Below are 25,730 nucleotides of genomic sequence, written 5' to 3' on the forward strand. Positions count from 1 at the left end.
ACGGGCTCGCCGGTCGCGCCGTGCGCGCGATTGCATGCATCGATGGAACGCTCCGGTGCGGCCGCGCACGATTGTTAAGTGGGCGCGTAGCCCCTACATTCCCGGCATCGCTCTGATTGATTACTTACCGGGAGACTCTCCATGATCGAGATTCGCCGCTCCGAAGAACGTGGCCACGCCAACCACGGCTGGCTCGACTCGTATCACAGCTTCTCGTTTGCCGATTACCGCGACCCACAGCACGTCCATTTTGGGCCGCTGCGGGTGATCAACGAGGACCGCATCGCCGGCGGCCAGGGTTTCGGCGCCCATGGTCATCGCGACATGGAGATCGTCACGTACGTGCTCGAAGGCGCGCTCGCGCATCGCGACAGTATGGGTAACGGCTCGACGATCCGTCCCGGCGATGTGCAGCGCATGAGCGCCGGCACTGGCGTGCAGCATAGCGAGTTCAACGCGTCGCGCGACGAACTCGCGCATCTGCTGCAGATCTGGATCATTCCGCGCCGCGCGGGCGACCAGCCCGGCTACGAGGAAAAGCGTTTCGACGCCGACAGCAAGCGCGGCCGCCTGCGCGTGATCGCGTCGCCCGATGGCCGCGACGGCTCGGTGACGATCCACGCGGACGCGTCGATCTACGCGGGACTGTTCGACGCCGCCGAACACGCGACGTTCGCGCTGCCGGCGGGGCGCCTCGCCTATCTGCACGTCGCGCGCGGCACGCTGAGCGTGAACGGTACGGTGCTCGCGGCGGGCGATGCCGCGAAGCTCAGCGATGTCGACACGGTGACACTGGAGCAGGGTGACAACGCGGAAGTGTTGCTGTTCGACCTCGGTCAGTTGAACGGCTGATTCGCGTGGGCCGCGCGTAAAGCCGCGAGCATCGCCCAACGAAAACGCCACGGAAAACCTCTTCCGTGGCGTTTTTTCATGTGCGAGGCGCCCTCCCTGGCCCGCCTCGCGGATGCATCGCGCCGCTTACTGATTAGCGGCCGGCGCCGATGCCGCACCCTTCTGATGCTCCCAGCGCTCGCCCATCTTCTCGTGACGCTGTTCCATCCGCTCGAAGCGCTTCTTCAGCGCGGTGCTGACGGTGGTCTTCTGCTGGTCGTTCAGGCCGTTATAGAACTTGAGCCACGCGTCGGTGGTTTGCTGACGCAGTTGCGCGTCCTTCTGCTCGATCTGCTGATGCGATGCGGCCATCGCGTTCAGATCGAGGATCGGCTGCTGCTGCGCGGCCTTGAACTGGTTGCGAGCCTGTTCGTGGTTGGCGCGCATCGCTTCGCGGTTCTGCTTCATCGTGTCGAGCGCGTTTTGCCACAGCTTTTCCTGATCCGCGTTCAGCTTCAGCTGGTCGTGGAGTTGGGTCAGTTCCTGCATGAAGTGGCCGTGCCAGCCGCCGGGGCCGCCGTGGGCGGGTTGCGCGGCATAAGCGGCGCCCGCGCCGATGGCGAGAGCGGTGGCAGCAACGGCGAGAACGCGCGACATCTTTTTGGTGGACATATGAGGCTCCTTGTAATGGAATAGCCGACGATGCAACCGGTCGTGGGACTGCCTGCACTCGGTAAGCCACAGCGTAGAGAACCGCACGGGCCGCTGTGTTACGCGTCGGGACGCGGCGATTACCAGCAATTACGTGCTGCTTTCACCGTAACACCCAGTAACCCTTGAGGCGGTTCGGAAAACGAAAACCCTTTCTGCCGCGCGTTAAACTTCATTCCATGGCTACTCAAATCCTTGTCGTCGACGACGACGTCGAACTTCGCGATCTGTTACGCGACTATCTCGCCCGTCAAGGCATCGAAGTTTCGGTGCTGCACGACGCGGGCTCGCTCGAACGGCGCCTCGAACGCGAGCGCCCCGACCTCATCGTGCTGGACCTCATGATGCCGGGCGTGGACGGCCTCACCGCGCTGCGCAAGCTGCGCGCGTCGGGCGACGATATCCCCGTCATCATGCTGACCGCGCGCGCGGATGACGTCGACCGTATCGTCGGCCTCGAACTCGGCGCGGACGACTACCTCGGCAAGCCGTTCAATCCGCGCGAATTGCTCGCGCGCGTGCAGGCGGTGTTGCGCCGCCGCCGCACGTTGCCGTCGGCGGCGGCGCCCGAGCAGCGCGAGCCGTTCAGCTTCGGCCGCTTCACGCTGGATTTCCAGTCGCGCACGCTGCATCTGGAAGACAAGCCGCTCACGCTGTCGGGCAGCGAGTTCGCTCTGCTGAAGATTTTCGTCAATCACCCCATGCGCACGCTCACGCGCGAGCGCCTGCTGGAACTGCTGCACGGTCCCGAGTACGACGGCACCGACCGCGGCATTGACGTGCAGGTGTGGCGCCTGCGCCGCATTCTCGAGACGGACCCGTCCACGCCGCGCTTCATCCAGACGGTGCGCGGCCGCGGTTACGTGTTCGTGCCGGACGGCGAGCAGCATGCGTCGGCCCATTGATTCGCTGTTCGGGCGGCTCGCGCTGCTCGTCGTCGCGGTGCTGATGCTGTCGCATTTCGCGTGGTATGCGCTAATGCGGGTCGAGCGCACGCAACTGCAAACGCGCTACGCGGTCGAGGAAGCGACCTTCCTCGTCGACGCGGTGCGTCAGCACGTCGCCCGCACACCGGATCAACCGTTGCCGTCGCGCGTGAAACTCGTCGACCCGGCGAGCCCGGACGTGCCGGCCGCGAACCCGAACATGCCGGCGTCGCTCGAGCGTTTCGTCGAGGACGTGCGCGACCGCATGCCGGCCGGCACCCAGGTGCGCGTCGGTCCACCCGGTGCTCCGCCCATGCTGTGGGTGCGCGCCGCGACCGACCAGAACTGGATCGTCGTGCCCGCGCAGCCGCTGCGCATGCCGCGTTCGCTCGACCGCACGGTGCTATGGCTCGCCACCATCTTCTCGTTCGCGGTGATGGCGGCGCTGTTCGCGGCATGGGCGCTGCAGCAACCGCTGCGCTCGCTCGCGCAGGCGGTCGCGCGCTTCGGCCGTGGGCTGCCGGTGCCACCGGTGCCCGAGCGCGGCCCGCGCGAGTTGCGGCAACTCACGCACGGCTTCAATCAGATGGTGCAGGAAGTCGGGCGCACCGAGCACGATCGCGCGGTGATGCTGGCCGGTGTGGCGCATGACCTGAAGACGCCGCTCGCACGTCTGCGGTTGCGCGCCGAAATGATGGACGACGCGAAGGCGCGCGACGGCGTCGTGCGCGATGTCGATTCGATGACGCATATCGTCGAGCAGTTCCTGGTGTTCGCGCACGACGGCGCGGACCGCAGCGAACCCGTGGAAGTGGATGCGCAGTGCGAGCGTGTCGTGCGCAGCTATCGGGCGGTGGCGGCCGGCGCGCCGACCGTACGGACGGAACTGAACGCGGGGCCGTCGTTTGTGTTGCCCGCCGCCACGCTCGACCGGATCCTGTCGAACCTGCTCGACAACGCGCATGCGTATGGCGCGCCGCCGGTGATTGTCGCGACCGCGCGCACGCCGCAGGGTTTTACGCTATCCATTAGCGACAACGGTCACGGCATCGCCGCGCAAGATCTGATCAACGCGAGCCGGCCGTTCGTGCGGCTCGATCCGGCTCGCGGCGGCAACGGCCATAGCGGACTGGGCCTCGCGATCGTCGAGCGGCTCGTGCGGCGCGCGGGCGGTGAATGGGAGATCGGCAATCACGGCGGCCGTGGCTTGCGCATATTGATGAGCTTTTCGTTCGAAGTGCTGCCGCGGGTTGCGGCGGCTTCGGAAAACGCCTGGTAGTAGCGGGGGTGTTCGAGTCGCGATGCGGGCGCGGGGCGTCGGCATCGCGAGCGGGGAGAGGTCAGTCTGAAAACAGCGTATTCAACGCGTTCGCCGTTTCGCTATCCACGGTATTCCACGTCACCGATTCCGCCTCGAAAATGTAGTGCGTCGTATATTTGCCGAGACGCGCGAGTATTTCCTCCTGAATCAGTTCCGGCGCTACCTCCAGTTTCAGATACCACGCGGTCGACGACAGACGCGTCTGGAACGCGCCGTATTCGGCGAGCAGCTGGTCGAATGCATCAGCGTCCTGATCGCGACAGACGATCACCAGATTTCCCTTCATGCAAATCTCCCGTTAGAGCGGTAGTGACAATCCAATATTGGGATTGATGATACCTGCTTCGTTGCGGGATGCTCGGCGTCGTTTCGGCGCGGGCAGGGTGCCGGCATGAGTCGGCTGAACGGATGAGGACTACCAACGCGCGTCGCGTGCTTCGGCGAGCGTCGGGGCGTCACCAGGCATTGACCGCCGTGCGGGTGGGCGGTGCGGTATCGTCGGGCGGCAGTGCTTCGGTGCGGTCGCGCCCGCCGGTCTTCGCCGCGTACAGCGCGGTATCGGCGCGGCTCATGATGCGCTCGGGCAGATCGTCGGGCGACAGTTCGGTGATGCCGATGCTCACGCTCAGTGCCACCGATGCCGGCAGCTTCGGCGAGGGCACCGCTTTCAATCGCAGCCGCAGACGCTCGACGACCTCGCGCCCCGCCGTGAGATTGGTGGCCGGCAGCAGCAGGCCGAACTCCTCGCCGCCGAGCCGGCCGATCGCGTCGGAGCCGCGCAGCTCCGCGCGGCAAGTATCGACGAAATGTTCGAGCGCGCGGTCGCCGGCGCCATGGCCGAAGCGGTCGTTGATCTGCTTGAAGTGGTCGAGATCGGCGATCGCCATGCACAGCGGCTCGCGGCCCGCATGCGCGCGATCGATCTCGTGGCGCAGCAAATCGAGGAAATAGCGCCGCGACAGCGCGCCCGTCAGCGCATCTTGCCGCGCCTCCGCCGAAAGCAGGGTATTGGCCGACTGCAACTGCTCAGCGAGATCGCGTGTAGCGCGATGGTGACGCCGCTCGCGCACGTAGGACACGGTGATCACCCACGCGAGCGCGACGGTGCCGGCCAGCGTCAGAAACACGAGCAGATGGTCGCGCTTGTGGTTGCGCAGCAGCTCCGGCCACGCGGCGAGCGGATCGACCAGATGCGCGGAGAGCCCCGAGTTCAGGCCGCCGCGGTTCTGATAGAGCGCCGGGGCCGGCTGTTCGATCATGCCGAACAGCTGCGCGGCGGCCGCCGCCGGCACCCACGGCGCCTGCTCGCGCATCTGCGTGTCTTCGAGGATCAGCATGTCGGGGAACGTCTCGCGGCGGTAGATGATGCGCCGCTCGGCGGGGCTCATCTGCGTGACGCGCGAGTTCGGCAGCACACGGCCTTCGAGCGCGCTGTTGTGCGCCATGATGATGACGCCGTTGTCGTCGGAGACGAAGGTGCCCGCGTGCGCGACCCAGTGGCGCAACCGCGCGATACCGACCTTCGCGACCACCGCGCCGACCAGCAGCCCGTCCGCATAGACCGGCGCGGCGATGAAGATACCCGGCTCCCCGCTCGCGTGACCCACGCCGTAGGCCTCGGAGAACGCGCCGAGTAGCGCATTGGTCAGATAGCCGCGCGCCCGCATGTCCACGCCGACGAACGATTTCTGCGCGCCGTCCGGGCCCGACATCGTGCCACTCGACGCGACGCAGATGCCGTTCGCGTTGACGATCCAGACCTGATCGAGCCCGGAGAAGCCCTGCGCCTCGTGCAGAAACCTGCTGACCGCGGCCATCTTCGGGTCCTTCAGCAAGGCGGCACGTAGGGCGGGTTCCGCCGCCGCGCTGTTCGCGGCATAATTCTGCGATTGCACCAGGGCGCGCTGGACCACGTCCATTTCAGCCATGGTTGCGGGGATGGCGCGGGACATCGCGAGGTCGCTGGCGATCACTTCCGCCATGTTGTCGACGATCGACGTGGACATTTGCCGCTGCGTGCGCAACGCCGCGTCCAGCTCTTGCTGTACCATCCGGTCCGCGACCATGCCAGCCACGAACCAGCACACCAGTACGATCAGCACGAAGCTGACCGGCCCGGCTACCTGGCGCAAGGTTGTCCTGTTCATCGACCCTCTGATCCGTCTGGCTGTGACATGCGACTTGCTCGTTCATGGCAGCGCGCTTGCGCTGTACCGGTGCCCGCGTCGGCCACGGTTTCGTCCCGTCAAAAGCGACGCGTGTTACGTCGTTGCCGCGGCTCGGGATGAACCGCTGATAAACAGGCACGTCGATTTCCGATTTTAACCGTCGTTGAGCCCGACGCCACCGTTATTGCTGGGATGCCGCCTGCATATGTCGCGCCGATCAGGTTATTAACGGCAGCCGCGCCGCATTCTTGATAGCTGTCCGGCCTTCCTGAGTGATGGAACGATGGAGCAAGGATGGCCGATGCGACGTGTTGATGTGGCTTGCGCGCCACGCCGCGAGACGGCCACGCGACGTGTCATCCTGAAGTACCCAGGAGCAAGGTACAGTGCGGCGCGGCGACGCGAACCGGGGTTTGCCGAAGGCTTACGCCACGGCCTCGCGGTGCTGGATCGCAATTCGCGGCCAAAGGTTGTGCCTGAAACATAGGATGGTGTAGTGTCGTGCCGTCCAAAACGAGGAAAGCCCGCCAGCCCTCGGGCGGCGCCCGCGGCGACAGGAGTCCGGCGTGATGGTTGTGGTCGTGGGTGACGCGTCCACGACCATGCCCGTTGCCGGCACACGTGTCTCCAACGCTAACGATTTACCACGCACGCGCGTTTTGCCATGCCCGATTTCCGCTTTCCGGACCGACCCATAGACCGCCGCGCGGTAGCCGCGGCCTCCTTCGAGCGTTCGAATGCCTGTTTCAAGGGGGAGGGCATCTGATGGATTTCAGCTTCGACCTGAAGCGCACCGCCAATGCATCCGCATGGCGCGTACTGCCCAATCGCTGGGACTTCGTCGCGTTCCCGCTGATCATCTGTCTGATCGCGATGGCGTCGATCGGCTTTCACGAGACGCTTGCGCCGATGTCGACGCTAAAGACGCAGGCGATCTCGCTCGATCCGGCCAACCTGCCCGAGTACGCGATGCGCACCACGCTGCGCATGCTCGCGGCGATGGTCGCATCGCTCGTCTTCACGCTCGTGTACGGCACGCTCGCCGCCAAGAGCCGCCGCGCCGGTCTCGTGCTGGTGCCGATTCTCGACATCCTGCAGTCGGTGCCGGTGCTCGGCTATATCTCGTTTACGGTCACGTTCTTCCTCGCGTTGTTCCCAGGCCGGGTGCTCGGCGCCGAGCTCGCCGCGATTTTCGCGATCTTCACGAGCCAGGCGTGGAACATGACGTTCAGCTTCTATCAGTCGCTACGCACGGTGCCGCGCGATCTCGATGAAGTGTCGCGCGGCTTTCATCTGACCTCATGGCAGCGTTTCTGGAAGCTCGAAGTACCGTTCTCGATGCCGGGCCTGATCTGGAACATGATGATGTCGATGTCGGGCGGCTGGTTCTTCGTCGTGGCTTCCGAAGCGATTACGGTCGGCAACAACACGATTACGCTACCGGGTATCGGCGCTTATCTGGCGCAGGCGATCAGCGACCAGAACCTGCATGCGATCGGCTGGGTGATCCTTGCGATGACGGTCGTGATTCTGGCCTACGACCAGTTGCTGTTCCGTCCGCTCGTCGCGTGGGCCGACAAGTTCCGCATGGAGACCACGAGTTCGGGCAACGCGCCGGAATCATGGCTGCTCGACCTGATCCGCCGCACGCGGCTGATTCACCGGCTGCTCGTGCCGCTCGGCTGGATGTTCGCGCGTGCGGCTCGCGTGCGCTTTCAGCTGCCTGCGTTCAGCGCGCCGCGCTTTCACATTCCGCAGAGCGAGAAGAGCTCGAAGCTCGGCGACATCATCTGGGCGGCGATCGTGCTGCTCGCCACGGTGTACGTGGTGTACCGCGTGTTCCTGTATGTGCGCACCGGCGTGACGCTCGACGAGGTCGGTCACGTGTTCGTGCTCGGCCTGATCACACTGCTGCGCGTGGTGCTGCTGATCGCGATCGCTTCCGTGGTCTGGGTGCCGATCGGCGTGCTGATCGGCCTGCGGCCGGCGCTCGCGGAAAAGGTCCAGCCGCTCGCGCAGTTCCTCGCCGCGTTCCCCGCGAACCTGCTGTTCCCGGTGTTCGTGATCGTGATCGTGCGCTTTCACCTGAACCCGGACATCTGGCTGTCGCCGCTGATCGTGCTCGGCACGCAGTGGTATATCCTGTTCAACGTGATCGCCGGCGCAAGCTCGTATCCGAATGACTACCGCGAGGCGGCCACCAATTTCCACATTCGCGGCTGGCAGTGGTGGCGTCAGGTGATGTTGCCGGGCATCTTCCCGTACTACGTGACCGGCGCAATAACCGCATCGGGCGGTGCGTGGAACGCGAGCATCGTGTCCGAGTTCGTGCAGTGGGGCGATACCAAAGTCGCCGCGCACGGTCTAGGCGCCTATATCGCGCAGACCACTGCCGCGGGGGATTTTCCGAAGATCATCGTGGGCATCGCCGTGATGTCCCTGTTCGTGACCCTGTTCAACCGTCTGCTGTGGCGTCCGATGTACGCCTATGCCGAAGGCAAGCTCCGCCTAGATTGAGAAATGAAGGCTTAACGCGATGCAAAATCCTAAAGCTGCTATGACCGCCGCGCCGATCCAGACGCCGCCGAAGCCCCCGCGCCTCGGCGAGGAAATCCTGCGCGTGAAGGACGTGTGCCGCGGCTTCAACAAGACGCAGGGCGAGCTGCTCGTCCTCGACGACGCGAACCTCTCGCTGCGCGAAGGCGAGATCGTCGGATTGCTCGGCCGTTCGGGCTCCGGCAAGTCGACGCTGTTGCGCATCATCGCCGGCCTGATCGAGCCGACCGACGGTGAAGTCACGTATATGGGCAAGCCGCTCGGAGGCCCTGCGAAGGGTGTCGCGATGGTGTTCCAGACCTTCGCGCTGTTCCCGTGGCTGACCGTGCTGCAGAACGTGGAGGCGGGTCTCGAGGCGCAAGGCGTCGGCGCGAGCGAGCGGCGCACGCGCGCGCTCGCGGCGATCGACCTGATCGGTCTCGACGGCTTCGAAAACGCGTATCCGCGCGAGCTGTCGGGCGGCATGCGTCAGCGCGTCGGCTTTGCGCGCGCGCTCGTCGTCGATCCGACGCTGCTGTTGATGGACGAGCCGTTCTCCGCGCTCGACGTGCTGACCGCCGAAACGCTGCGTACCGACCTGCTCGATCTGTGGACGCAGGGCCGCATGCCGATCAAGGCGGTGCTGATCGTCACGCACAACATCGAGGAAGCGGTGTTCATGTGCGATCGCATTCTGGTGCTGTCGTCGAACCCGGGCCGCGTGATCGCCGAGATCAAGGTGCCGTTCAAGCATCCGCGCAACCGTCTGGACCCGGCGTTCCGCCGTCTCGTCGACGAGATCTACGCGAAGATGACCGCGCGTCAGACCGACGAAAAGACCAGGAAGGGGCTCGAACTGGGTAGCTGGCTGCCGCACGTGTCGACCAACCTGATGGCCGGTCTGATCGAAACGCTCGCCGCCGCGCCGTATCACGGCCGCGCGGACATGCCGGAAATCGCGCGCTCGCTGCATCTGGAGGTCGACGATCTGTTCCCGATCGCCGAAGTGCTGCAGCACCTCGGTTTCGCCGACGTGCGCGAGGGCGACATTTTCCTGACGCCGCCGGCGCGCGTGTTCTCCGAGTTCGGTACGCAGGAACGGAAGATGATGTTCGCCGAGCATCTGCTGCGGCACGTGCCGCTCGCGGCGCGGATCAAGAAGGTGTTGAACGAGCGGCCCGGACATCGCGCGCCGCGCGTGCGCTTCGAGCAGGAACTCGAAGACTTCCTGTCGGACAGCGCGGCAGAAGAGACGCTCGACGCGGTCATCAACTGGGGCCGTTACGGCGAAATCTTTTCGTATAACGACCAGACCGAGATCTTCAGTCTGGAAGACGTCGAGGCCTGAGCGTCGTTCAACGTTCGCAATAGCGTCGAGCGCTTCAGACAGAAAAGCGGCGGGTTCGGATCGGCCCCGCCGCTTTTTCATTGCAGAGGGTCATTGCAGATTGCCCCAGCGGGCGACCGCCGGCTCGGCCGTCGCCCATTTCCAGCCTTGTTCCTGCTGGCACGCGTTCGCGGTGAACCACATTGCGGGCGCGTTCGGGCCGTCGCCGTCCTGCACCGAGAACACGAATTCCTTGCATAGTGCGAGCGCCGAGCCGAACGCGCGAGTCACGCGCACCTGGCCGTGGCCGTTCTCGATCGGCAACGTATGCTTGACCGACCACGGTTTCGTTTCGCCGACCGGCATCGTGCCGACCAGCGCCGCCATCAGATCCTGCTGGTCCTGGTGCATGCTGCGCATGTAGCGCGCGACCGCTTCGTCGGTCGCGGCCTGCACCGCGACGCCGACGCCGAGCGCGACGGCCGGATTACTGGTCACGATGCCCGACGCGACACCGGCCGCCGCGCCGCTCGCCGCGCCGATCGACGAGCAGCCGCCCCCGAGCAGGCCCGCGCCGACGCATATCGCGCCGGCAGCGAAGAGCCGCAGCCTGCCACGCATCGGAACACCAAGCGAGCATGCCTTCATTGCAGCGCACCCCAGCGCTCGGTGGCGGGCTCGGCCGACGCCCAACGCCAGTTCTGACCATCACGGCACACCGATGCGATGAAAAACGCGCTGCTCGCGGGTTTGTCGCGCGTGGCGTTCTGATCGACGGAAAAGACGATTTCCTTGCAGTCGAGCGCGCCGGTGCTGATCAGACGGCTGACGGTCACGCGGCCGTGCTCGTCGTCTTCGATGGGGAACGAATGGGTGATGCTCCAGGGGGCGACTGCGCCGATTTCGAGCGGACCGGCCGCCTGCGCGATGTTGTTCTGGGTATTCGTGTGGACCACGCGCTCCGAGTACTGCACGCCGGCCCGCGCCGCGGCGACCGCGCCAAGACCGATACCGGTCGCGACCGCCGCGTTGCTGGTGACCTTGTTGGCGACCGCGGCACCCGCGACACCGGCGCCCGCGACCGCGCCTTCCGAGTACAACGAACTACAGCCGCTCAACGTCGACGAAACCGCCAGCGCCAACGCGATCAACGCCATTGCGTGAGGGCGTTTGCCTGCGACAACGGACTTCACGTTGCCAGCCCACCCCATGTTCTTTTGCATTTCTCCCGTCCCTGCCCGTACAGGTGCCTTCGATCACACGTCGGGCGTGTAAGCGATGGGCACGTCGTTTAATACGCTGCCGCATTGTGCAGGATGCCTTTTGTAATTGGCAGCGAAAAAATGCAAGAAATTGCAAAACATCGTGCGCACTGCGATGTTTCGTGTAGCGAGGGCGGGAGAATTTGCCTGGCTGTGCCAGGTAATTGAGATAAGACGCAAATCTGCAGTCGGAGCTACTCCAGGGGAAGACGAATTCAGTGCCGCGAAACGATCACGACGAGCGACGTCGCAGCGGACCGCCCTGATCGGCGAACGGCACCGCGTTGCGGTGCCTATTGCTCGGCTTCGTCATCCCCGCTTTCGTCGCCGTATGCGCTCAACCGGTTGTACAACGTTTTGAGGCTCACGCCGAGGGCTTTCGCCGCGCGCCGCTTGTCGCCGCCGCAGTACTTGAGCGTGCCGAGAATGATCTGCTTCTGCGCATCGGCGAGCGGCGTGCCGATCCACACGCTCATCGCATCGCCTTGCGTGACCGCCTTCTTGACCCGCGACGTGAGATGTGGATGCGGCAATTCAACGGTCTTCTCAGCGAGGATGAACGCACGATACACGGCGTTTTTGAGCTCGCGCACGTTGCCCGGCCACGACCATGAACGCAGTGTTTCGATCGAGCGTTTGCTGAAGCTCTTGTTCGTGGCTTCCTGCTGATTCAATTGCGCGAGGAAGTGTTGCGCGAGCAGTTCGCGATCGTTTTCGCGCTCGCGCAGCGGCGGCGCGCGCAGCGGAAACACTGCGAGCCGGTACATCAGATCCTCGCGCAGGCCGTTTTCCTTCACGGCCACCGCGGGATCGCGATTCGTGGCAGCGATCACGCGCACGTTACCGCTGATCAGCTCGTTGCCGCCGACGCGATAGAACGTGCCGGTCTCGAGCGCGCGCAGCAGCTTGACCTGGCGCACCGGCGCCATTTCGGTGATTTCGTCGAGAAACAGCGTGCCGCCGTTCGCGTGTTCGAAGTAGCCGATGCGGCCCTGGACCGCGCCGGTGAAGCTGCCTTTTTCGTGGCCGAACAGTTCGGCTTCGATCAGCTCGTCGGGAATCGCGCCGCAGTTCACGGCGACGAACGCGCCGTCCTTGCGAGCGCTGCGCTCGTGGATGGTGCGGGCGATCAGCTCCTTGCCGGTGCCCGATTCGCCGATGATCAGCGCGGTCGCGTCCGTATCGGCGACGCGTTCGATCTGCTCGTACAAATCGAGCATCACCGGCGACGAGCCGTACAGCAATCCATACGATTTCAGTCCCGCGACGCCGTCCGCGACGCGCTGCTTCGTTCGTGGCGAAGCGTTGTCACCGGCGGACACGGCGGGCGAGTCCAGATCGGTTGACGCCATAAAGGGGGGAGTCCTGTGCAAATGAAGTTCGTGTTGCGGCGCGCAGGCCTTGAATGCGATAGACCGTACAGCCACTATCTCATAAAAGACGATTTAACCACTTCGACACAGATTCCCGCAATCGAACTGGCCGCTGCTGGAATAGACGTGCTCGCAATCGGTCGAAAGTGCTTGAGGTTGGCTTTTTCCAGCGCGCTAAAGCGGTAAATATACCGGCCACATGCTTTGCCCCATTGACCGCGTTATCGAGTCGTGCGAGCTTTTGACCGCTAGGTCGCATGCTCACCGATCGACTCGCGCATCCTGTGACTTCGCGCGAACGCCGAATCAGACGAGGAGTGAACGATGACTGACACCACGCAACAACTTGCACTCGGCGGACAGAAAATCGTCGAGGATCTCCGGGTGCTGCTGAGGGACTCGGAGGAAATGCTGCGGCTCGCCGCCAACGTGCCGGGCGAAGGCGTCGATGCCTTGCGCGCCCGGCTCGGTACCCATGTGGAAACGCTGCAATCGGCGCTCGGCGACGCGCAGCGCAACGTGCATCGCCGGTATCGCGAGGTGACGGTCGGCACCGAGCGCTACGTGCGCCATAACCCCTGGCGTTCGCTTGCGTTCGCGGCGGCCAGCGGTTTTCTGCTCGGCGTGCTGGTCGCGCGTTAAACGCGGCGCACGCTTTGGACAGCCTGTACTCACCCGCATCACGATCCAAGGAGTTCATGATGGCACGACCCACGATTGGTATTTTCGGCGCTTTGATGGTACTCGGCGGCTTTCTGGCGGTTCGCTACGTGCAGCACAAACGCACGGGCCAGTTGTATCCGGCGCGCGACCTGAGCCGCTGGGAAAACGAGGGCGGCGCGGTGGCGGCGCCGGCGGCCTCGCCGACGGAAATGGCGCCTGCCACGCATAGCACCGACGGCTCGGGGCAGGTGAACGGCGAAAGCGGTGCATGGCCGTTTCCGCGTGGCTGATCCGGTGCGCCCGAATTCAAGGCGGCCGGAAGCGACGGGAGGGGGGATTGTTAAATGAATCTTAAAAGGCCGTATAATAGGTGAATAGGCAACAATAGCGCGGAAATAGGCCGGAATTCGCATATTATTGTTGCAATTTCTCACCAAATCAGCCGATCCGACCAGCGGCATGTCCCGCCCATTGTCTGATCCGCGCTTGCAGGCTTTCGAAACGCAATGCCACATGTACTGATTGTCGATGACGACGCAGGTACCCGTGAGGCGCTTTCCGCCATCATCGGGCAAGACGGACTGACCACCGCCACCGCGGGCGATCTGCGCGAAGCGCGTATTCAACTGGTTCGGCAGATGCCGGACGTCGTGTTCACCGACCTGAAGCTGCCCGACGGCAGCGGGGTCGATCTGTTCGAGGATCTCGATCCGCGCTCCGGCGTGGAAGTGATCGTGATCACCGGTCACGCGACGGTCGAGTCGGCGGTCAGCGCGCTGAAAATGGGCGCGGCCGACTACCTCGTGAAACCGATCAACATGCAGCGCGTGAAGGCGATCCTGTCGCGCCTGCCGCGCGCTGGCGACCTGAAGGCCGAGATCGGCACGCTGCGCGGCGAATTGCGCCGCATGGGGCGTTTCGGTCTGATGCTCGGCAATTCGCCGGCGATCCAGGAGGTCTACGACCAGATCAGCCGCGTCGCGCCGACGGCGGCCTCGGTGATGCTGGTGGGCGAATCGGGCACCGGCAAGGAAGTCGCCGCGCAGACGCTGCACGAGCTGAGCCTGCGCCGCAAGCATGCGTTCCTCGCGGTCAATTGCGGCGCGATTTCGCCGAATCTGATCGAATCGGAAATGTTCGGACACGAACGCGGTTCGTTCACCGGCGCGGACCGGCAGCACAAGGGCTATTTCGAGCGCGCGAACGGCGGCACGCTGTTTCTCGACGAAATCACCGAGATGCCGATCGAGTTGCAGGTGAAGCTGCTGCGGGTACTCGAGACCGGCATGTTCATGCGGGTCGGCACGACGAAGGAGATCGAAACCGACGTGCGCCTGATCGCGGCCACCAATCGTGATCCGGAGCAGGCGGTGCTCGAAGGCAAGCTGCGGCTCGACCTTTACCACCGCCTGAACGTGTTTCCGATCAGCCTGCCGCCGTTGCGCGAGCGCGGCAAGGACGTCGAGCTGCTCGCGCAAGCGTTCCTCGATGAGCTCAACGAGCGCCACGCCACGAAAAAGCATTTCCCGGCCGCGGTGAAAGAGATGCTGCTGTCTTATCCGTGGCCGGGCAACGTGCGTGAGCTGAAGAACTATGTGCAGCGTGCGCACATCATGTCGAGCGCGGATTCGGATAGCACGGCTACGGTGCCGCTGCAGATCACGCTGTCGAAGCCCGCGGCGGGCACCGCGATCACGATCCCGTTCGGCACCTCGCTCGCGCAGGCCGACCGTCAACTGATCCTGGCGACGCTCGAGCAATGCGGCGGCGTGAAAACGCGCGCCGCGGAAATTCTCGGCATCAGCCTGAAGACGCTGTACAACCGGCTCGTCGAATACGGCAATGACGCGCGCGAAGACGGCGATCCCGCCGACGAATCGCGTGCGCTCGGCGGCGCGGACGCCTGATCTGACGGCACAGGCCTTGCAGCGCCTGGATGGAACGCAATACGAGGTCACCGACATGCCGCATTACGCCGCCGTTCCCGCGTCCTCCCTGCCGATGCGGGCTCACCGGCCCGAGCCGGTCGAGCCTCCCATCGCTCCGCCCGACCCTGATGAACCCGATACGGTTCCCGGCCCGACACCCGAGCCGATCGAACCCGACGAACCGTTCGAGCCCCCGATCGGCGATCCGCCGCCAGAGCCGGCACAAACGCCTCAAGCCGGCCCCCGTCCGACGCGAGCGCTGCAATGCTGATGCGGCCTTCCATGCCGGTGCGCGGTCCCGCATCCGATGCAGCCGCCGCACCGCACTAGGCAAGTCGCCCCAAGCCGGTGCAGCGAATTGCTGTATTTGTTACAAAGCCGGCGCATGTTTTACCGGCAATTTACGCTCTCGCCCCCTAGACTGTAAGGATGCCGCGACAGGTGGCAGGCTTCCCCCGGAGGCACGATCATGAGACATCCCGCATTGCGACGTTCCGCGCGGCATTCCAGGCGCGGGCCCCGTCCGGCCGACGTCAAGGCCGAGCCGGCGGAGTCGCCGGACCCGGCCGCCCAGAATCGGATCGCTCCGCATACGCCACCGGACGGCGAGCACAACCAGGGCGGGGTACGTCAGGAAGGCCTTGAATACCAGCGCGATCTGGGCTCGGAGCAGGACGCCTGAAGCAGCGCCGCACCCGGGTGTGGTGCCGCGAGGGCCTCGATGCCGGTAAGAAAGACCTCTGCTTGCGTCATATAAGACAGAAGAATTTTCTTCGCGATACGCGATGATCGCGGGGTTTAGCTCGTCCGTCACATTTCCATACAAATTTATTTCCGGAATCTCAAATATCGGCACATTGCTTGCATGCACCGTTTTGGCACATTTCCGCATACAACGAAACAATGGAGCACCAATGAGCAGATTGATCGTGGTATCGAATCGTGTCGCACCGATTCAGGAGGCGCGTCCGGCAGCAGGCGGGCTCGCGATCGGCGTACTGGACGCACTGAAGGAGACTGGTGGCGTCTGGTTCGGCTGGAGCGGTGAAACGGTCAGCGAGCCATCCGCGCCCGTGATCGAGAAGCAGGGCAACGTCACCTACGCGACGGTGGGCCTCACCAAGCGCGACTACGACGAGTACTACCGCGGCTTTTCGAACGCGACGTTGTGGCCGACCTTCCACTATCGCAACGACCTGTCCCGCTACGACCGCGGCGAATATGCCGGCTACCAGCGCGTCAACGCGACGCTGGCGAGGCAGCTCAAGGAACTGCTCAAGCCCAGCGACATCATCTGGGTGCACGACTACCATTTGCTGCCGTTCGCGCGTTGCCTGCGCGAGCTCGGTGTGATGAATCCGATTGGCTTTTTCCTGCACATTCCGTTTCCGGTGCCCGAAGTATTGCGCACGATTCCGCCGCACGAGGAACTCGTCAAGGCGATGTGCAGCTACGACGTGATCGGTTTTCAAACCGAGGCGGATCGTCAGTCGTTCGTCGACTATGTCGAGCGCGGTCAGCACGGCACATCAAGCGAAGACGGCATGGTGCACGCGTACAACCGCTTCCTGAAGGTCGGCGCGTACCCGATCGGCATCTATCCGGATGCGATCGCGAAGACCGCCGAGCAGTTCATCGACCGCAAGGCGGTGCGCAGCCTGCGCGACGGCATGCGCGGGCGCAAGCTGATCATGAGCGTCGACCGGCTCGATTATTCGAAGGGGCTGGTCGAGCGGTTCCAGGCGTTCGAGCGGCTGTTGCAGAACGCGCCCGGCTGGCATGGCCGCGTCTCGCTCGTGCAGATCGCACCGCCGACGCGCGCCGACGTGCAGACCTATCAGCGCATCCGCCAAACGCTGGAGGGCGAAGCGGGCCGGATCAACGGCCGTTTCGCGCAACTCGACTGGACGCCGATCCAGTATCTGAATCGCAAATACGACCGCAATCTGCTGATGGCGCTATTCCGCCAGTCGCAGGTCGGCTATGTGACGCCGCTGCGCGACGGCATGAACCTGGTGGCCAAGGAATACGTCGCGTCGCAGGACCCGGCCGATCCGGGCGTGCTCGTGCTGTCGCAATTCGCGGGCGCGGCCGAGCAGTTGCCGGGCGCGCTCGTCGTCAATCCGTTCGATCTGTCGCAGATGGCCGAAGCGCTCGAGCGCGCTCTCTCGATGCCGCTCGCCGAGCGTCAGGCGCGTCACGCCGACATGATGAAGCCGATGCGCGAGAACAATCTGTCGGTATGGCGCGATACGTTCCTTGACGATCTGCGCCACGTCGCGACCGCGTCTTCGGTGACGGCCAAAGCGGTAAAGCTCGCTGACGTGACGGCATCGTCCTGAGCGGACAGGTGCGGCTCGCCTGGGCGGGCCGCGCGTTGCCGGTCACGTCGGCCGTGCCATCTTCTGCATGACCCGCATCGTGCTGACGACTGCCGCAACCGCCGAGAACCCCGCGGCCACATACAGCGCCACGATCGTCCCATTCTGCGGTGCGACACCGAAGATCAACGCGACCAGCGCGGCGCCGAGCGTCTGCCCGGTGAGGCGCGCGGTGCCGAGCATGCCGCTCGCGCCGCCGCTGCGCTCGCGCGGCGCGGACGACAGCATCGTGCGATTGTTCGGCGACTGGAAGATGCCGAAGCCCGCGCCGCACAGCGCCATGCGCCACACGATCTGCAGCGCGTCGGGGTGAGGCCCGAGCGTCGCGAGCAGCAGCAGTCCGACCGTCATCGCCGCGAGCCCGACGCCGCCGAGCCAGCCCGCCGAGACCTTGTCCGACAGCACGCCCGAGATCGGCGCGGCGATGATGATGATCGCGGGCCACGGCGTCATCAGGAGACCCGTTTCGACTTGCGACATGCCGAGCGTTTCCTGCAGCAGGAAAGGCAGCGACACGAATGCGAGCATCTGGGCGCAGAACGAGCAGACCGAGGTGCCGACCGACAGCGCGAACACCGGAATACGCAGCAGATCGATCGGCAGCAGCGGCGCGGGCTGCGTCAGTTGCCGGCGCACGAAGAAGTAGCCGATCACGAGGGCGCCGAGCGCCTCGAGCGTCACGTAGCCGACGCGCTGGCCGTGCCCAAGGCCGTCGACCGCAAAAATCAGCAGGCCGAACACGAACGCGTTCATGACCGCGCTCAGATAGTCGTACGGCGATTCGTGGCCGGGGTTCAGTGGCAACGCCTTGAAGCCGCCGACGATCGCCGCGATACCGATCGGCACGTTGATCGCGAATAGCCACGGCCACGTCGCGATCGCGAGCACGCCCGAGGCGACCGTCGGCCCGACCGCCGACGACACCGCGACGACCATCGCGTTGACCGCGACGCCGCGCCCGAGCTGCGACGGCGGATAGATCATGCGCACGAGCGCGGTGTTCACACTCATGATGCCGGCCGCGCCGAAGCCCTGGATCACGCGCGCGAGCGCGAGCGTCGCCAGCGAGCTGGACAGCGCGCAGCCGAACGACGCGACCGTGAACAGGATCAGGCCCGACAGATAAACGCGCCGGTAGCCGATGCGGTCGCCGAGCGACGCAAGCGGCAGCAATGTGATCGTGATCGCGAGCTGATACGCGTTGACGACCCAGATCGATGCGGCGGCGCTCGCGTTGAGGTTGCGCGCGATCGTCGGCAGCGCGACGTTGGCGATCGCGCTATCGAGCACCGCGAGCGTGAGCCCGAGCGCGATGACGAGCATCGCCCAGTAGCGTTGCGGAATCGGCAGGCCCAGTTCCTTTCCTTCGAGGCGGGAAGCGGAGGGCGTCGGGCCGTCCGTGCGCGGGGAGGGTGCGTGCATCGATTGTTTGATTTGTCGGAGCTGTTGGCGCGCCCGCGCGCGGCTTACGTTCTGGCCGCCGTGGGCGTATCGGCTGGCGCGGCGCCGGCGTTACCAAAGCAACGGCGCCGCGCATGCGTGCGAGTTACTTGAGTTCGTAAAGGCCCGTGTGGGTCGTCGAGTCGATTTCGTTCAGGTGCGTCATGAAGCGCGCGATCGCGTTGGTGGTCTCCGCGGCGACCGGCAGATGCGGCACCTTTAGTGCGTGCAGCCGGAAGATGTAGCGATGCGTGCGGTCGCCGCGAGGCGGTGCCGCGCCGCCGAAGCCGACCGTCCCGTAATCGTTGCGCATCTGCATCGCGCCTTGCGGCAGCAGCGAGCCGTCGGCCTTGCCGGCGTTGCGCGGCAGTGAGCGCGCCTCGGCCGGAATGTTCACGACGACCCAGTGCCAGAAACCGCTGCCGGTCGGTGCGTCGGGATCGTGAACGGTGAGCGCGAAGCTTTGCGTGTCCGCGGGCGGCGCTTCCCACTGCAGCGACGGCGAGATGTTTTCGCCGTCGACGCCGAACGCCTTGTCGTTGTATTCGTGGGCTTTCGGCATGAAGCCGTTGGTGGGAAAGTCGTCGGACCAGAGACGGAAGTCAGCCATGATGTGCCTCCCTTGTTGATTGGTTCTGGGATCGTCGGAGTGCGCAATGTCGCGGCGGGCGAGGCGCATCTTCTGACATGCCGAAGGGCTTGAGGACATGCCGTGAAAGCGCGAAGAAAACGCCGCCGAAGCGTGCCTCGAAGGCGCCTCGAAAGCGCCCCGAGTGAGCTTTTCGAGTGTATCACCAGCGGCCGCGAGACTCGCGCGAGCCGGGCAGGTCGCAGCTGGTTTTCAGCCGCGCTCCTCGAACTGCGGCGCGTCGCTTCTGATCCACGCGACGAGCCGCTCGATCACGCCCGCGATATCGCGATTCGCGCCGCGCAATGCGCATTCCCATACGACCGCGACGCGCCAGCCGCTCGCGAGCAGCGCGGCACGAACCTTGGCGTCGTTGCTGCGATTGCGGCCGATCTTGTCGCGCCAGAAGTCGGGCCGGGTCTGCGGCCATTTGAACAGATGGCAGTCGTGGCCATGCCAGAAGCAGCCATGCACGAGCACCACCGCGCGATAACGCGGCAGCACGATGTCGGGGCGACCAGGCAGATCGCGCGCGTCGAGTCTGAAGCGCAGGCCCTGGCGATGCAGCAGGCTGCGGATCAGGATCTCGGGTTTGGTGTTGCGGCCGCGAATACCGGACATCATCCGGCTTCGCGTCGCGCTATCGACGATATCGACCATCGTCAGCGGGCCGCCGCGCCGCGCGCACAGCCAGACCGCTCATGCGTAGAGCGGGAGGGAGCGTTTCGAAGCATCGCGTGTCGGGTGGGCGAGCAAGGTTTGCACATGCGGGAGCATGATACGCGCCACTTCGCGCATCACCGGCATCACGACGCTGTTGCCGAACTGCCGATAGGCCTGCGTATCGCTGACCGGAATCCGGAAGGTGTCCGGGAAGCCCATCAGGCGCGCGCATTCGCGCGGCGTCAGACGGCGCGGTCGCAGCGCCTCGCCCTGATGGACGAGAATTTCGGAGCCGTCCTTGTGATAGCGCGCCGACAGCGTGCGCGTGACGCTATCCGGATACGCCATGCCGAAACCGAAGCCGTTGCCGGCCGCGCGATGCTTCGCCGCGTAGTTCTGCAGATACGCCCACAGCTTCGGTGTGAGCGTGTACTTCGGCTGCACGCGGCGCGCGGTGTGGTCGAAAAAGCGGTCGTGGTCCCACGGCAGCACGGGTTCGCTGCCGTCCGTGCGATGCAGGATCGCGCCGAGCCGCGGACCGTGTTCGGGCAGACGCAGGTCGTCCCATGTGAACGTGGTCTTGCCGCGAAAGCCGACGATGATGATGCGTTCGCGATGCTGCGGCGTGAAATGCTGACCGTCGATCACGCGGTAGTGCACCTCGTAGCCGAGTTCGTCGCGCAGCGTTTGCAGGATCACGTCGAAGGTGCGGCCCTTGTCGTGAGACAGCAGGTTCTTCACGTTTTCGAGCAGGAATGCGGCGGGGCGCTTCGCGGCGATGATGCGCGCGACGTCGAAAAAGAGCGTGCCCTGGGTCGTGCATTCGAAGCCGTGCGGCCGGCCGAGCGCGTTCTTCTTGCTCACGCCGGCGATCGAAAACGGCTGGCACGGAAAGCCGCCGAGCAGCACGTCGTGGCTCGGCACATCCTCGGCGGGAAACGCGACGATATCGCCGATCAGCGCATGCGCGCTGCCGCTTCCGGCGCTTTCACCGTAGTTTTCACGATACGTCCGCGTCGAGAACTCGTTCCACTCGCTGGTGAACACGCATTCGCCGCCGTGCGCCTCGAAGCCCATGCGAATGCCGCCGATACCCGCGAACAGATCGATGAAGCGAAACCGTGCCGCGTCGCCCGCGTGTTGCGCCGCGTACGCGCCTTGCCGCAGCAGATCGCGCAATGCGGGCTCCAGCATAGCGGGACAAGGCGTTTCACCTTTTTCCCAGCGACGCACCGTCTTGATGTCCTTGCCGACATGCGCGGCGATTTCGCGTTGGGTGAAACGGGCGCGCGCCTGCTTGAGCAGGTCGAACGGGGCGACGAGGGTCACGTGGCGTCCTTGCTGGGAATTTTTGCGGACATTATGACCTAAGGTCGTCCCCATTTCCCATTTTTACCGTCGATCCATCAGGAATTTTTCGCGATACGTCGTTTCGCTACGTTTGTCCGTAGCGAAACACGGTTGTCACGAATTCGCGTGTACGCTTCTCACGTGACGCTCGTTCCCTGCGTTGCGATGTGTGTTAGCGGCCGCGACTTCGTGCGCGGCCGCTTTTTTTTGCTGGGGCACGACGAGCCGCGTGCCGGCGTTGCGGCACGCGTGCGGGTTGAGCGGACGTAGAGACGGTGAAGCGGGCTGGTGGATCAGGCGGACCGCAACTTCCTGGTCGCGTCAGACGGCTCGAACGGCGCGGGGTCGGGCGCGAAGCGTTCCCATTCGGGCGGCGGCGTCGAGGCGAGCTGATCGAGCCGCAGCAGCAGGCTGTCGACTTTACGCACTTGCGCGGGACCGAGCTGGCCGCTTTCGAGCAGCGAGGTCAGCCGTTTGCGCCAGTACGCAGCCGGCAGAATCGGACCGCCCAGATCGCCACGCAGCGACACGGGCATGACGCGCGCGATATGCGCAATGTCGTGATCGATCAACGCAGCCTGCGATGATCCCGAAAACGTAGTCCCCGTATCGTCCATGGCACCTCCCTGAACGTGTATACGGCGGCGCGCGGCAAGACTTTAGGCCTTTTGACAAGAAATTTTCCTTGATCGCGCGTCGGCGCTCATCGATGGCGAGGCGCCGCCTGGGAGTAACCCGTGATCGCGATCATGGGCATTCCGCGCGCGGTGTGAGGCCTTTAGACTTGGCTCAATCCCACCAGGAGGTCGCGCCAATGACACCCGAAAAGATACTTTCGATGTTCGAACGGCAGTACCTGGAAGGCAAGGCGCCGCCGGATCTCGAAGTGACCTGCGCGAACTTCGCGACGTGGCTTGCGGGGGCGTGGGAACTGCTCGATGGCAACGAGAAAACCCTGCTGCTGACGGTCGGCGCGGCGCTATGGCGCGAAGGCTTCAACATGCGCGCGGGCACGGCGACGAAGGACTTGTGGTGAAGCGTTGATCGCGAACGGCGGCGGTGTGGCAGAGTTTGTAAGGTCTTTGCTCGGTGGCGCACGCGTTGGGCCGGGTCGGTTTATATTGGGCGGTCCTGCAATTTTTGCCCCATAGGGCGACCCGAACCCATGACCGATTTATCCGCTTTCGCGATCACGAAGAAATGGCCGGCCGAGCATCCGGACCGGATTCAGCTCTATTCGCTGCCGACGCCCAATGGCGTAAAAATCTCGATCATGCTCGAGGAAGCCGGCTTGCCGTACGAGCCGCATCTGGTGCGCTTCGATACCAACGATCAGATGACGCCGGCGTTTCTGTCGCTGAACCCGAACAACAAGATTCCTGCGATCCTCGATCCGCACGGTCCCGGCGGCAAACCTCTGCCGCTGTTCGAGTCGGGCGCGATCCTGATCTACCTCGCCGACAAAAGCGGCCAGCTGATTCCGCAGGACCCCGCCGGCCGCTACGAAGCGATCCAGTGGGTGATGTTCCAGATGGGCGGGATCGGTCCGATGTTCGGGCAGGTCGGTTTCTTCCACAAATTCGCCGGCAAGGAGTACGAGGACAAGCGTCCGCGCGATCGCTACATCGCCGAATCGAAGCGGCTGCTCGGCGTGCTGGAGCAGCGGCTCGAAGGACGCCAATGGGTGATGGGCGATCTGTATTCGATCGCCGATATCGCGATCTTCCCGTGGGTGCGCAACCTGGTCGGCTTCTACGAAGCGGGTGAGCTGGTCGGCATTCAGGACTTCCCGAACGTGAGGCGCGTGCTGGCCGCGTTCGTCGAGCGTCCGGCGGTGGTGCGCGGCCTGAATATCCCCAGGCGACCGGCTTGATGGCCTGAGTGGTTCGCCGGTTTGACCGATGCGAACCGCTAACCGTGCCTCGCAGAATGGGTATTTTCGCGTCCTTGAAATTAATACCACTCAATACGTATAACTTTTGGGGAGAGTCAAGTTTTTACCGGCTTTTCGGGCGACGCGTCGCGCGGCAGCTGCGACGCGACCGAATAAAAAGGTGAAGCAATGAGCGCCGTTACATTGTTCGCATGGTCCGTTCCGGCGTATTTCCGAGGTTCGGTGGTCGATCATACCTGGGTGACGACCTATGACAGCCGGCTGAAGATCTACCCGGCGCTGGCGGACGTTCTGACCGCCGGAGAGCACTATTGGTACAACTGGGGCAGCTTCCATGCGCAAGGCGGGACGCCGGTCAGCAAAGACGGGTTTTTGGCTTCCGCCGGGGCAAATCTGCTTTATGCTGGTTGTCTATGTCGGCCCGATGTTGACTCGAACATCAATGCGGCGGCTCGTGGAACGATATTTAGCTATGGCCGCGACGGCGTATGCCATCAGCTGTCAAACCAGATTCTTTGGGCGACCGGCCGCAGTGGAGTGACTCCTGCTACGGTCCACCTGTCCAGGGGTTACTGGTTAAGCAACGCGATTTTCGGCACATATGGCAAACAGCATGCTGCATGGGCGAGCAAAAAGATTCAGTGCTCAACCCCAGGCGGGAGTAACGCTATGAATTCTGGACATGCGGATTCCGATGTCGATGATTTTCAGGAGCATCTCCGGGCGACCCTGAAAGGTCCTGGCGCGGACGCGAAGATCAAGGCGTTGATGGATCATCGGCGCGCCTTTATGGTCCGGGTCGAGCGTTTGCAGTACGCCCCGCAGGGCAGCGATGTTCCGCCGGCCTCGGAACTGAACAAGGCCTATTCGTCGTTTCTCCACGATGCTGCCGACATTCTGGGTCCCGAAGACTTTGAGCGGGTTTTCGGCGTACGCCCAAGCGATGAGATGAACATCGTCGATCCGTCGATATACGAGCAAAGTGTCCGTCGGCCGCTGCAAAAATAATGGAGCCGTTGGATTTGCGCGTGCTTCGCAGAGAAAGTTGGTCCCTCCGGGGAGCACGTTTCAGACGCGTTTTGCAATAACGGTCGTCGAACTCGCGATGTCGAGATTCTCTTTTTTCGCTGAGTTGCTTCACAAACGATCGATTCAGCAATGTCGGCGGTCCCTGCAGAATTTCTTCGACGGTGAATGGATCTTTCACATGTTCGAGAACATTCAACGACAGAACGCCATCGAATGATGGATCTTTGAAGGGCAGAACTTCTCCGACACCGCGCACATCAGTGGACGGATAGTTGGTGATGTCGAAATTGACCACATTTTCGTAGATCGCGGGACGGCTGCCCGCCCCACAATCCAGAATGATCCCCAACAGGTGGCGCTCGATCATACCCAGTGCGTCCGGATCATACAGATTGCTTCCGGCCAGTTCCGAGTCGTAAATATCGAAATGCGACCTTCCCGATCGTAGTGCTCCAAGCCTGACAGCCTCAGCGACGTCCGGATTCGCGGCGAGATAGGCCTGCTCGCAAAAGTTCAGCTGGGTAGCGCGTTCAAGCGCTTGATCCATGTCTGTCCTCGGCAACGTTCCGAAGTGGGCTCGCAGATTATGGCGAGCTGACTTTTCAGCCGGTGCCGACCATCGAGTCAACGAGTTCGCGTCCCTTGCGATAGGCCGCATCAAGCGCCTCGGCTTCGGTCGCAAAGACGTCGCCGAGTTCATAAAACTGTGTGCGTTGCCCGGCATGACGCAGGTCAGCGCCTGGTCGGCATACATACCCGTTGTAATGGTATGGGGTATTTGGCGTCGGGGGCCCGTACGCGAGGATGGGCAGCACCCAGATCTCAAGTCCCTTGCAGTCGATTTTTTCCCACATAAACACCTCCAACAGGGCCTGTCAGTGATTTCGTGGTCAAGGCATATGATGCTCCCTAGGAGAATATATGCCTCGCAAACCGAAAACCGCTCCTGCAAAGCTGCCGGCGATTCCTGCTGAGCTGCTCGGGCAGTGATGGAAGCAAAAAGCCCCGCAGCGCAACGCATACGGGGCTTTTACGAGCAAACTTGGGAGCCGCCAGGGCTCTACTTGGTCCCCCTGACAGGAATCGAACCTGTATCTAGCGCTTAGGAGGCACTTGTTCTATCCATTGAACTACAGGGAGAGGACCGCGCTGGGCAGATCGGCGAGGAATCGTCGAGTTCAGATTGACCAGCGAGCGCAGAGTATATCAAACCGGCGCAGGCAAAAGGAGAGCCAGGCGAGGAGCCGCGCGCGCCTCTCACCAATCCCACAAAAACAAAACGGCCCCGCAGACATCGCCT

General features: G+C 63.9%; 26 protein-coding genes, 1 tRNA gene and 1 pseudogene. 14 read left to right on the forward strand and 14 right to left on the reverse strand.

The window, feature by feature from the left end; genetic code table 11:
• Nucleotides 1-141: 141 nt before the first annotated feature.
• On the forward strand, nt 142-852 hold the full coding sequence (locus L0U81_RS04175) for a pirin family protein (RefSeq protein ID WP_233800317.1): 711 nt from the start codon (nt 142-144) through the stop codon (nt 850-852).
• 126 nt (nt 853-978) lie between these two features.
• Here the strand turns inward: L0U81_RS04175 and L0U81_RS04180 are convergent, their stop codons facing one another.
• Complete coding sequence (locus tag L0U81_RS04180; RefSeq protein WP_233800318.1) at nt 979-1,503, reverse strand: periplasmic heavy metal sensor; 525 nt, start codon at nt 1,501-1,503, stop codon at nt 979-981.
• A 218-nt stretch (nt 1,504-1,721) separates the two neighbouring features.
• Between L0U81_RS04180 and L0U81_RS04185 the strand changes: the two genes are divergently transcribed.
• Complete coding sequence (locus tag L0U81_RS04185) at nt 1,722-2,447, forward strand: response regulator (RefSeq protein WP_018419780.1); 726 nt, start codon at nt 1,722-1,724, stop codon at nt 2,445-2,447.
• Nucleotides 2,431-3,747 (forward strand): ATP-binding protein, encoded by a 1,317-nt coding sequence (locus L0U81_RS04190; protein WP_233800319.1) that lies wholly within the window; start codon nt 2,431-2,433, stop codon nt 3,745-3,747. Before L0U81_RS04185 ends, L0U81_RS04190 begins: the two co-directional genes overlap by 17 nt.
• Nucleotides 3,748-3,808: 61 nt before the next feature.
• Here the strand turns inward: L0U81_RS04190 and L0U81_RS04195 are convergent, their stop codons facing one another.
• Complete coding sequence (locus L0U81_RS04195) at nt 3,809-4,075, reverse strand: double-stranded DNA-specific endonuclease (RefSeq protein ID WP_008918151.1); 267 nt, start codon at nt 4,073-4,075, stop codon at nt 3,809-3,811.
• Nucleotides 4,076-4,244: 169 nt separating this feature from the next.
• Nucleotides 4,245-5,936, reverse strand: coding sequence for a sensor domain-containing diguanylate cyclase (locus L0U81_RS04200; RefSeq protein WP_233800320.1), 1,692 nt, complete (start codon nt 5,934-5,936; stop codon nt 4,245-4,247).
• A gap of 786 nt (nt 5,937-6,722) precedes the next feature.
• Here L0U81_RS04200 and L0U81_RS04205 point away from each other — a divergent pair.
• Both L0U81_RS04205 and L0U81_RS04210 read left to right on the forward strand, forming a co-directional pair.
• Nucleotides 6,723-8,474 (forward strand): ABC transporter permease, encoded by a 1,752-nt coding sequence (locus L0U81_RS04205; RefSeq protein WP_233800321.1) that lies wholly within the window; start codon nt 6,723-6,725, stop codon nt 8,472-8,474.
• A gap of 19 nt (nt 8,475-8,493) precedes the next feature.
• On the forward strand, nt 8,494-9,840 hold the full coding sequence (locus L0U81_RS04210) for an ABC transporter ATP-binding protein (RefSeq protein ID WP_233800322.1): 1,347 nt from the start codon (nt 8,494-8,496) through the stop codon (nt 9,838-9,840).
• Between the two features lie 90 nt (nt 9,841-9,930).
• Here the strand turns inward: L0U81_RS04210 and L0U81_RS04215 are convergent, their stop codons facing one another.
• The 3 genes from L0U81_RS04215 to L0U81_RS04225 form a co-directional block, all read right to left on the reverse strand.
• A complete protein-coding gene (locus L0U81_RS04215; RefSeq protein ID WP_233800323.1) occupies nt 9,931-10,467 on the reverse strand; it encodes a hypothetical protein in 537 nt (178 codons plus the stop codon).
• A complete protein-coding gene (locus tag L0U81_RS04220) occupies nt 10,464-11,042 on the reverse strand; it encodes a hypothetical protein (protein WP_233800324.1) in 579 nt (192 codons plus the stop codon). Before L0U81_RS04220 ends, L0U81_RS04215 begins: the two co-directional genes overlap by 4 nt.
• Before the next feature lie 332 nt (nt 11,043-11,374).
• Entirely contained in the window at nt 11,375-12,433 is a 1,059-nt protein-coding gene (locus L0U81_RS04225; protein WP_233800325.1) for a sigma-54 interaction domain-containing protein, read from the reverse strand.
• A gap of 345 nt (nt 12,434-12,778) precedes the next feature.
• Between L0U81_RS04225 and L0U81_RS04230 the strand changes: the two genes are divergently transcribed.
• The 6 genes from L0U81_RS04230 to otsA all read left to right on the forward strand — a co-directional run bounded on the left by L0U81_RS04230 (nt 12,779) and on the right by otsA (nt 17,387).
• A complete protein-coding gene (locus tag L0U81_RS04230) occupies nt 12,779-13,096 on the forward strand; it encodes a DUF883 family protein (RefSeq protein WP_233800326.1) in 318 nt (105 codons plus the stop codon).
• A gap of 59 nt (nt 13,097-13,155) precedes the next feature.
• Nucleotides 13,156-13,407 carry a hypothetical protein gene (locus tag L0U81_RS04235; RefSeq protein ID WP_233804207.1) on the forward strand — a complete coding sequence of 84 codons (252 nt, stop codon included), beginning with the start codon at nt 13,156-13,158 and terminating at the stop codon, nt 13,405-13,407.
• Between the two features lie 216 nt (nt 13,408-13,623).
• Nucleotides 13,624-15,024, forward strand: a complete 1,401-nt coding sequence (locus tag L0U81_RS04240; protein WP_233800327.1) for a sigma-54-dependent transcriptional regulator — start codon at nt 13,624-13,626, stop codon at nt 15,022-15,024.
• Nucleotides 15,025-15,079: 55 nt separating this feature from the next.
• Complete coding sequence (locus L0U81_RS04245; RefSeq protein WP_233804208.1) at nt 15,080-15,316, forward strand: hypothetical protein; 237 nt, start codon at nt 15,080-15,082, stop codon at nt 15,314-15,316.
• A 198-nt stretch (nt 15,317-15,514) separates the two neighbouring features.
• Nucleotides 15,515-15,727 (forward strand): hypothetical protein, encoded by a 213-nt coding sequence (locus L0U81_RS04250; protein WP_233800328.1) that lies wholly within the window; start codon nt 15,515-15,517, stop codon nt 15,725-15,727.
• 232 nt (nt 15,728-15,959) lie between these two features.
• On the forward strand, nt 15,960-17,387 hold the full coding sequence (gene otsA / locus L0U81_RS04255; protein WP_233800329.1) for an alpha,alpha-trehalose-phosphate synthase (UDP-forming): 1,428 nt from the start codon (nt 15,960-15,962) through the stop codon (nt 17,385-17,387).
• Between the two features lie 42 nt (nt 17,388-17,429).
• Here the strand turns inward: otsA and L0U81_RS04260 are convergent, their stop codons facing one another.
• The 5 genes from L0U81_RS04260 to L0U81_RS04280 form a co-directional block, all read right to left on the reverse strand.
• On the reverse strand, nt 17,430-18,848 hold the full coding sequence (locus L0U81_RS04260) for an MFS transporter (protein ID WP_233800330.1): 1,419 nt from the start codon (nt 18,846-18,848) through the stop codon (nt 17,430-17,432).
• Nucleotides 18,849-18,972: 124 nt separating this feature from the next.
• A complete protein-coding gene (locus tag L0U81_RS04265; protein WP_233800331.1) occupies nt 18,973-19,476 on the reverse strand; it encodes a YbhB/YbcL family Raf kinase inhibitor-like protein in 504 nt (167 codons plus the stop codon).
• A 231-nt stretch (nt 19,477-19,707) separates the two neighbouring features.
• Complete coding sequence (locus tag L0U81_RS04270) at nt 19,708-20,154, reverse strand: very short patch repair endonuclease (RefSeq protein ID WP_233800332.1); 447 nt, start codon at nt 20,152-20,154, stop codon at nt 19,708-19,710.
• Between the two features lie 39 nt (nt 20,155-20,193).
• Nucleotides 20,194-21,486: a DNA (cytosine-5-)-methyltransferase gene (dcm, locus tag L0U81_RS04275; protein WP_233800333.1), complete on the reverse strand. Its 1,293-nt coding sequence runs from the start codon at nt 21,484-21,486 to the stop codon at nt 20,194-20,196.
• 314 nt (nt 21,487-21,800) lie between these two features.
• The gene (locus L0U81_RS04280) at nt 21,801-22,124 is read right to left on the reverse strand and encodes a hypothetical protein (RefSeq protein WP_233800334.1); all 324 of its coding nucleotides are present in this window, start codon (nt 22,122-22,124) and stop codon (nt 21,801-21,803) included.
• A gap of 197 nt (nt 22,125-22,321) precedes the next feature.
• Between L0U81_RS04280 and L0U81_RS04285 the strand changes: the two genes are divergently transcribed.
• The 3 genes from L0U81_RS04285 (at nt 22,322) to L0U81_RS04295 (ending at nt 24,409) form a co-directional block, all read left to right on the forward strand.
• Entirely contained in the window at nt 22,322-22,543 is a 222-nt protein-coding gene (locus L0U81_RS04285; protein WP_233800335.1) for a hypothetical protein, read from the forward strand.
• A gap of 129 nt (nt 22,544-22,672) precedes the next feature.
• Entirely contained in the window at nt 22,673-23,380 is a 708-nt protein-coding gene (locus L0U81_RS04290) for a glutathione binding-like protein (RefSeq protein WP_233800336.1), read from the forward strand.
• Nucleotides 23,381-23,569: 189 nt separating this feature from the next.
• On the forward strand, nt 23,570-24,409 hold the full coding sequence (locus tag L0U81_RS04295; RefSeq protein WP_233800337.1) for a hypothetical protein: 840 nt from the start codon (nt 23,570-23,572) through the stop codon (nt 24,407-24,409).
• A 226-nt stretch (nt 24,410-24,635) separates the two neighbouring features.
• On the opposite strand, the pseudogene L0U81_RS33790 reads toward L0U81_RS04295, so the two are convergent.
• The 3 genes and pseudogenes from L0U81_RS33790 to L0U81_RS04305 form a co-directional block, all read right to left on the reverse strand.
• Nucleotides 24,636-25,130, reverse strand: a pseudogene (locus tag L0U81_RS33790) (hypothetical protein); the annotation flags it as partial.
• A complete protein-coding gene (locus tag L0U81_RS04300; protein WP_233800338.1) occupies nt 25,033-25,284 on the reverse strand; it encodes a hypothetical protein in 252 nt (83 codons plus the stop codon). The gene L0U81_RS04300 and the pseudogene L0U81_RS33790, both read right to left, overlap by 98 nt.
• 211 nt (nt 25,285-25,495) lie before the next feature.
• A tRNA-Arg gene (locus L0U81_RS04305) sits at nt 25,496-25,570 on the reverse strand.
• Between the last annotated feature and the right edge of the window lie 160 nt (nt 25,571-25,730).

Origin of the sequence: Paraburkholderia sp. HP33-1, from assembly GCF_021390595.1 — a bacterium.
Classification (GTDB): Bacteria; Pseudomonadota; Gammaproteobacteria; order Burkholderiales; family Burkholderiaceae; genus Paraburkholderia.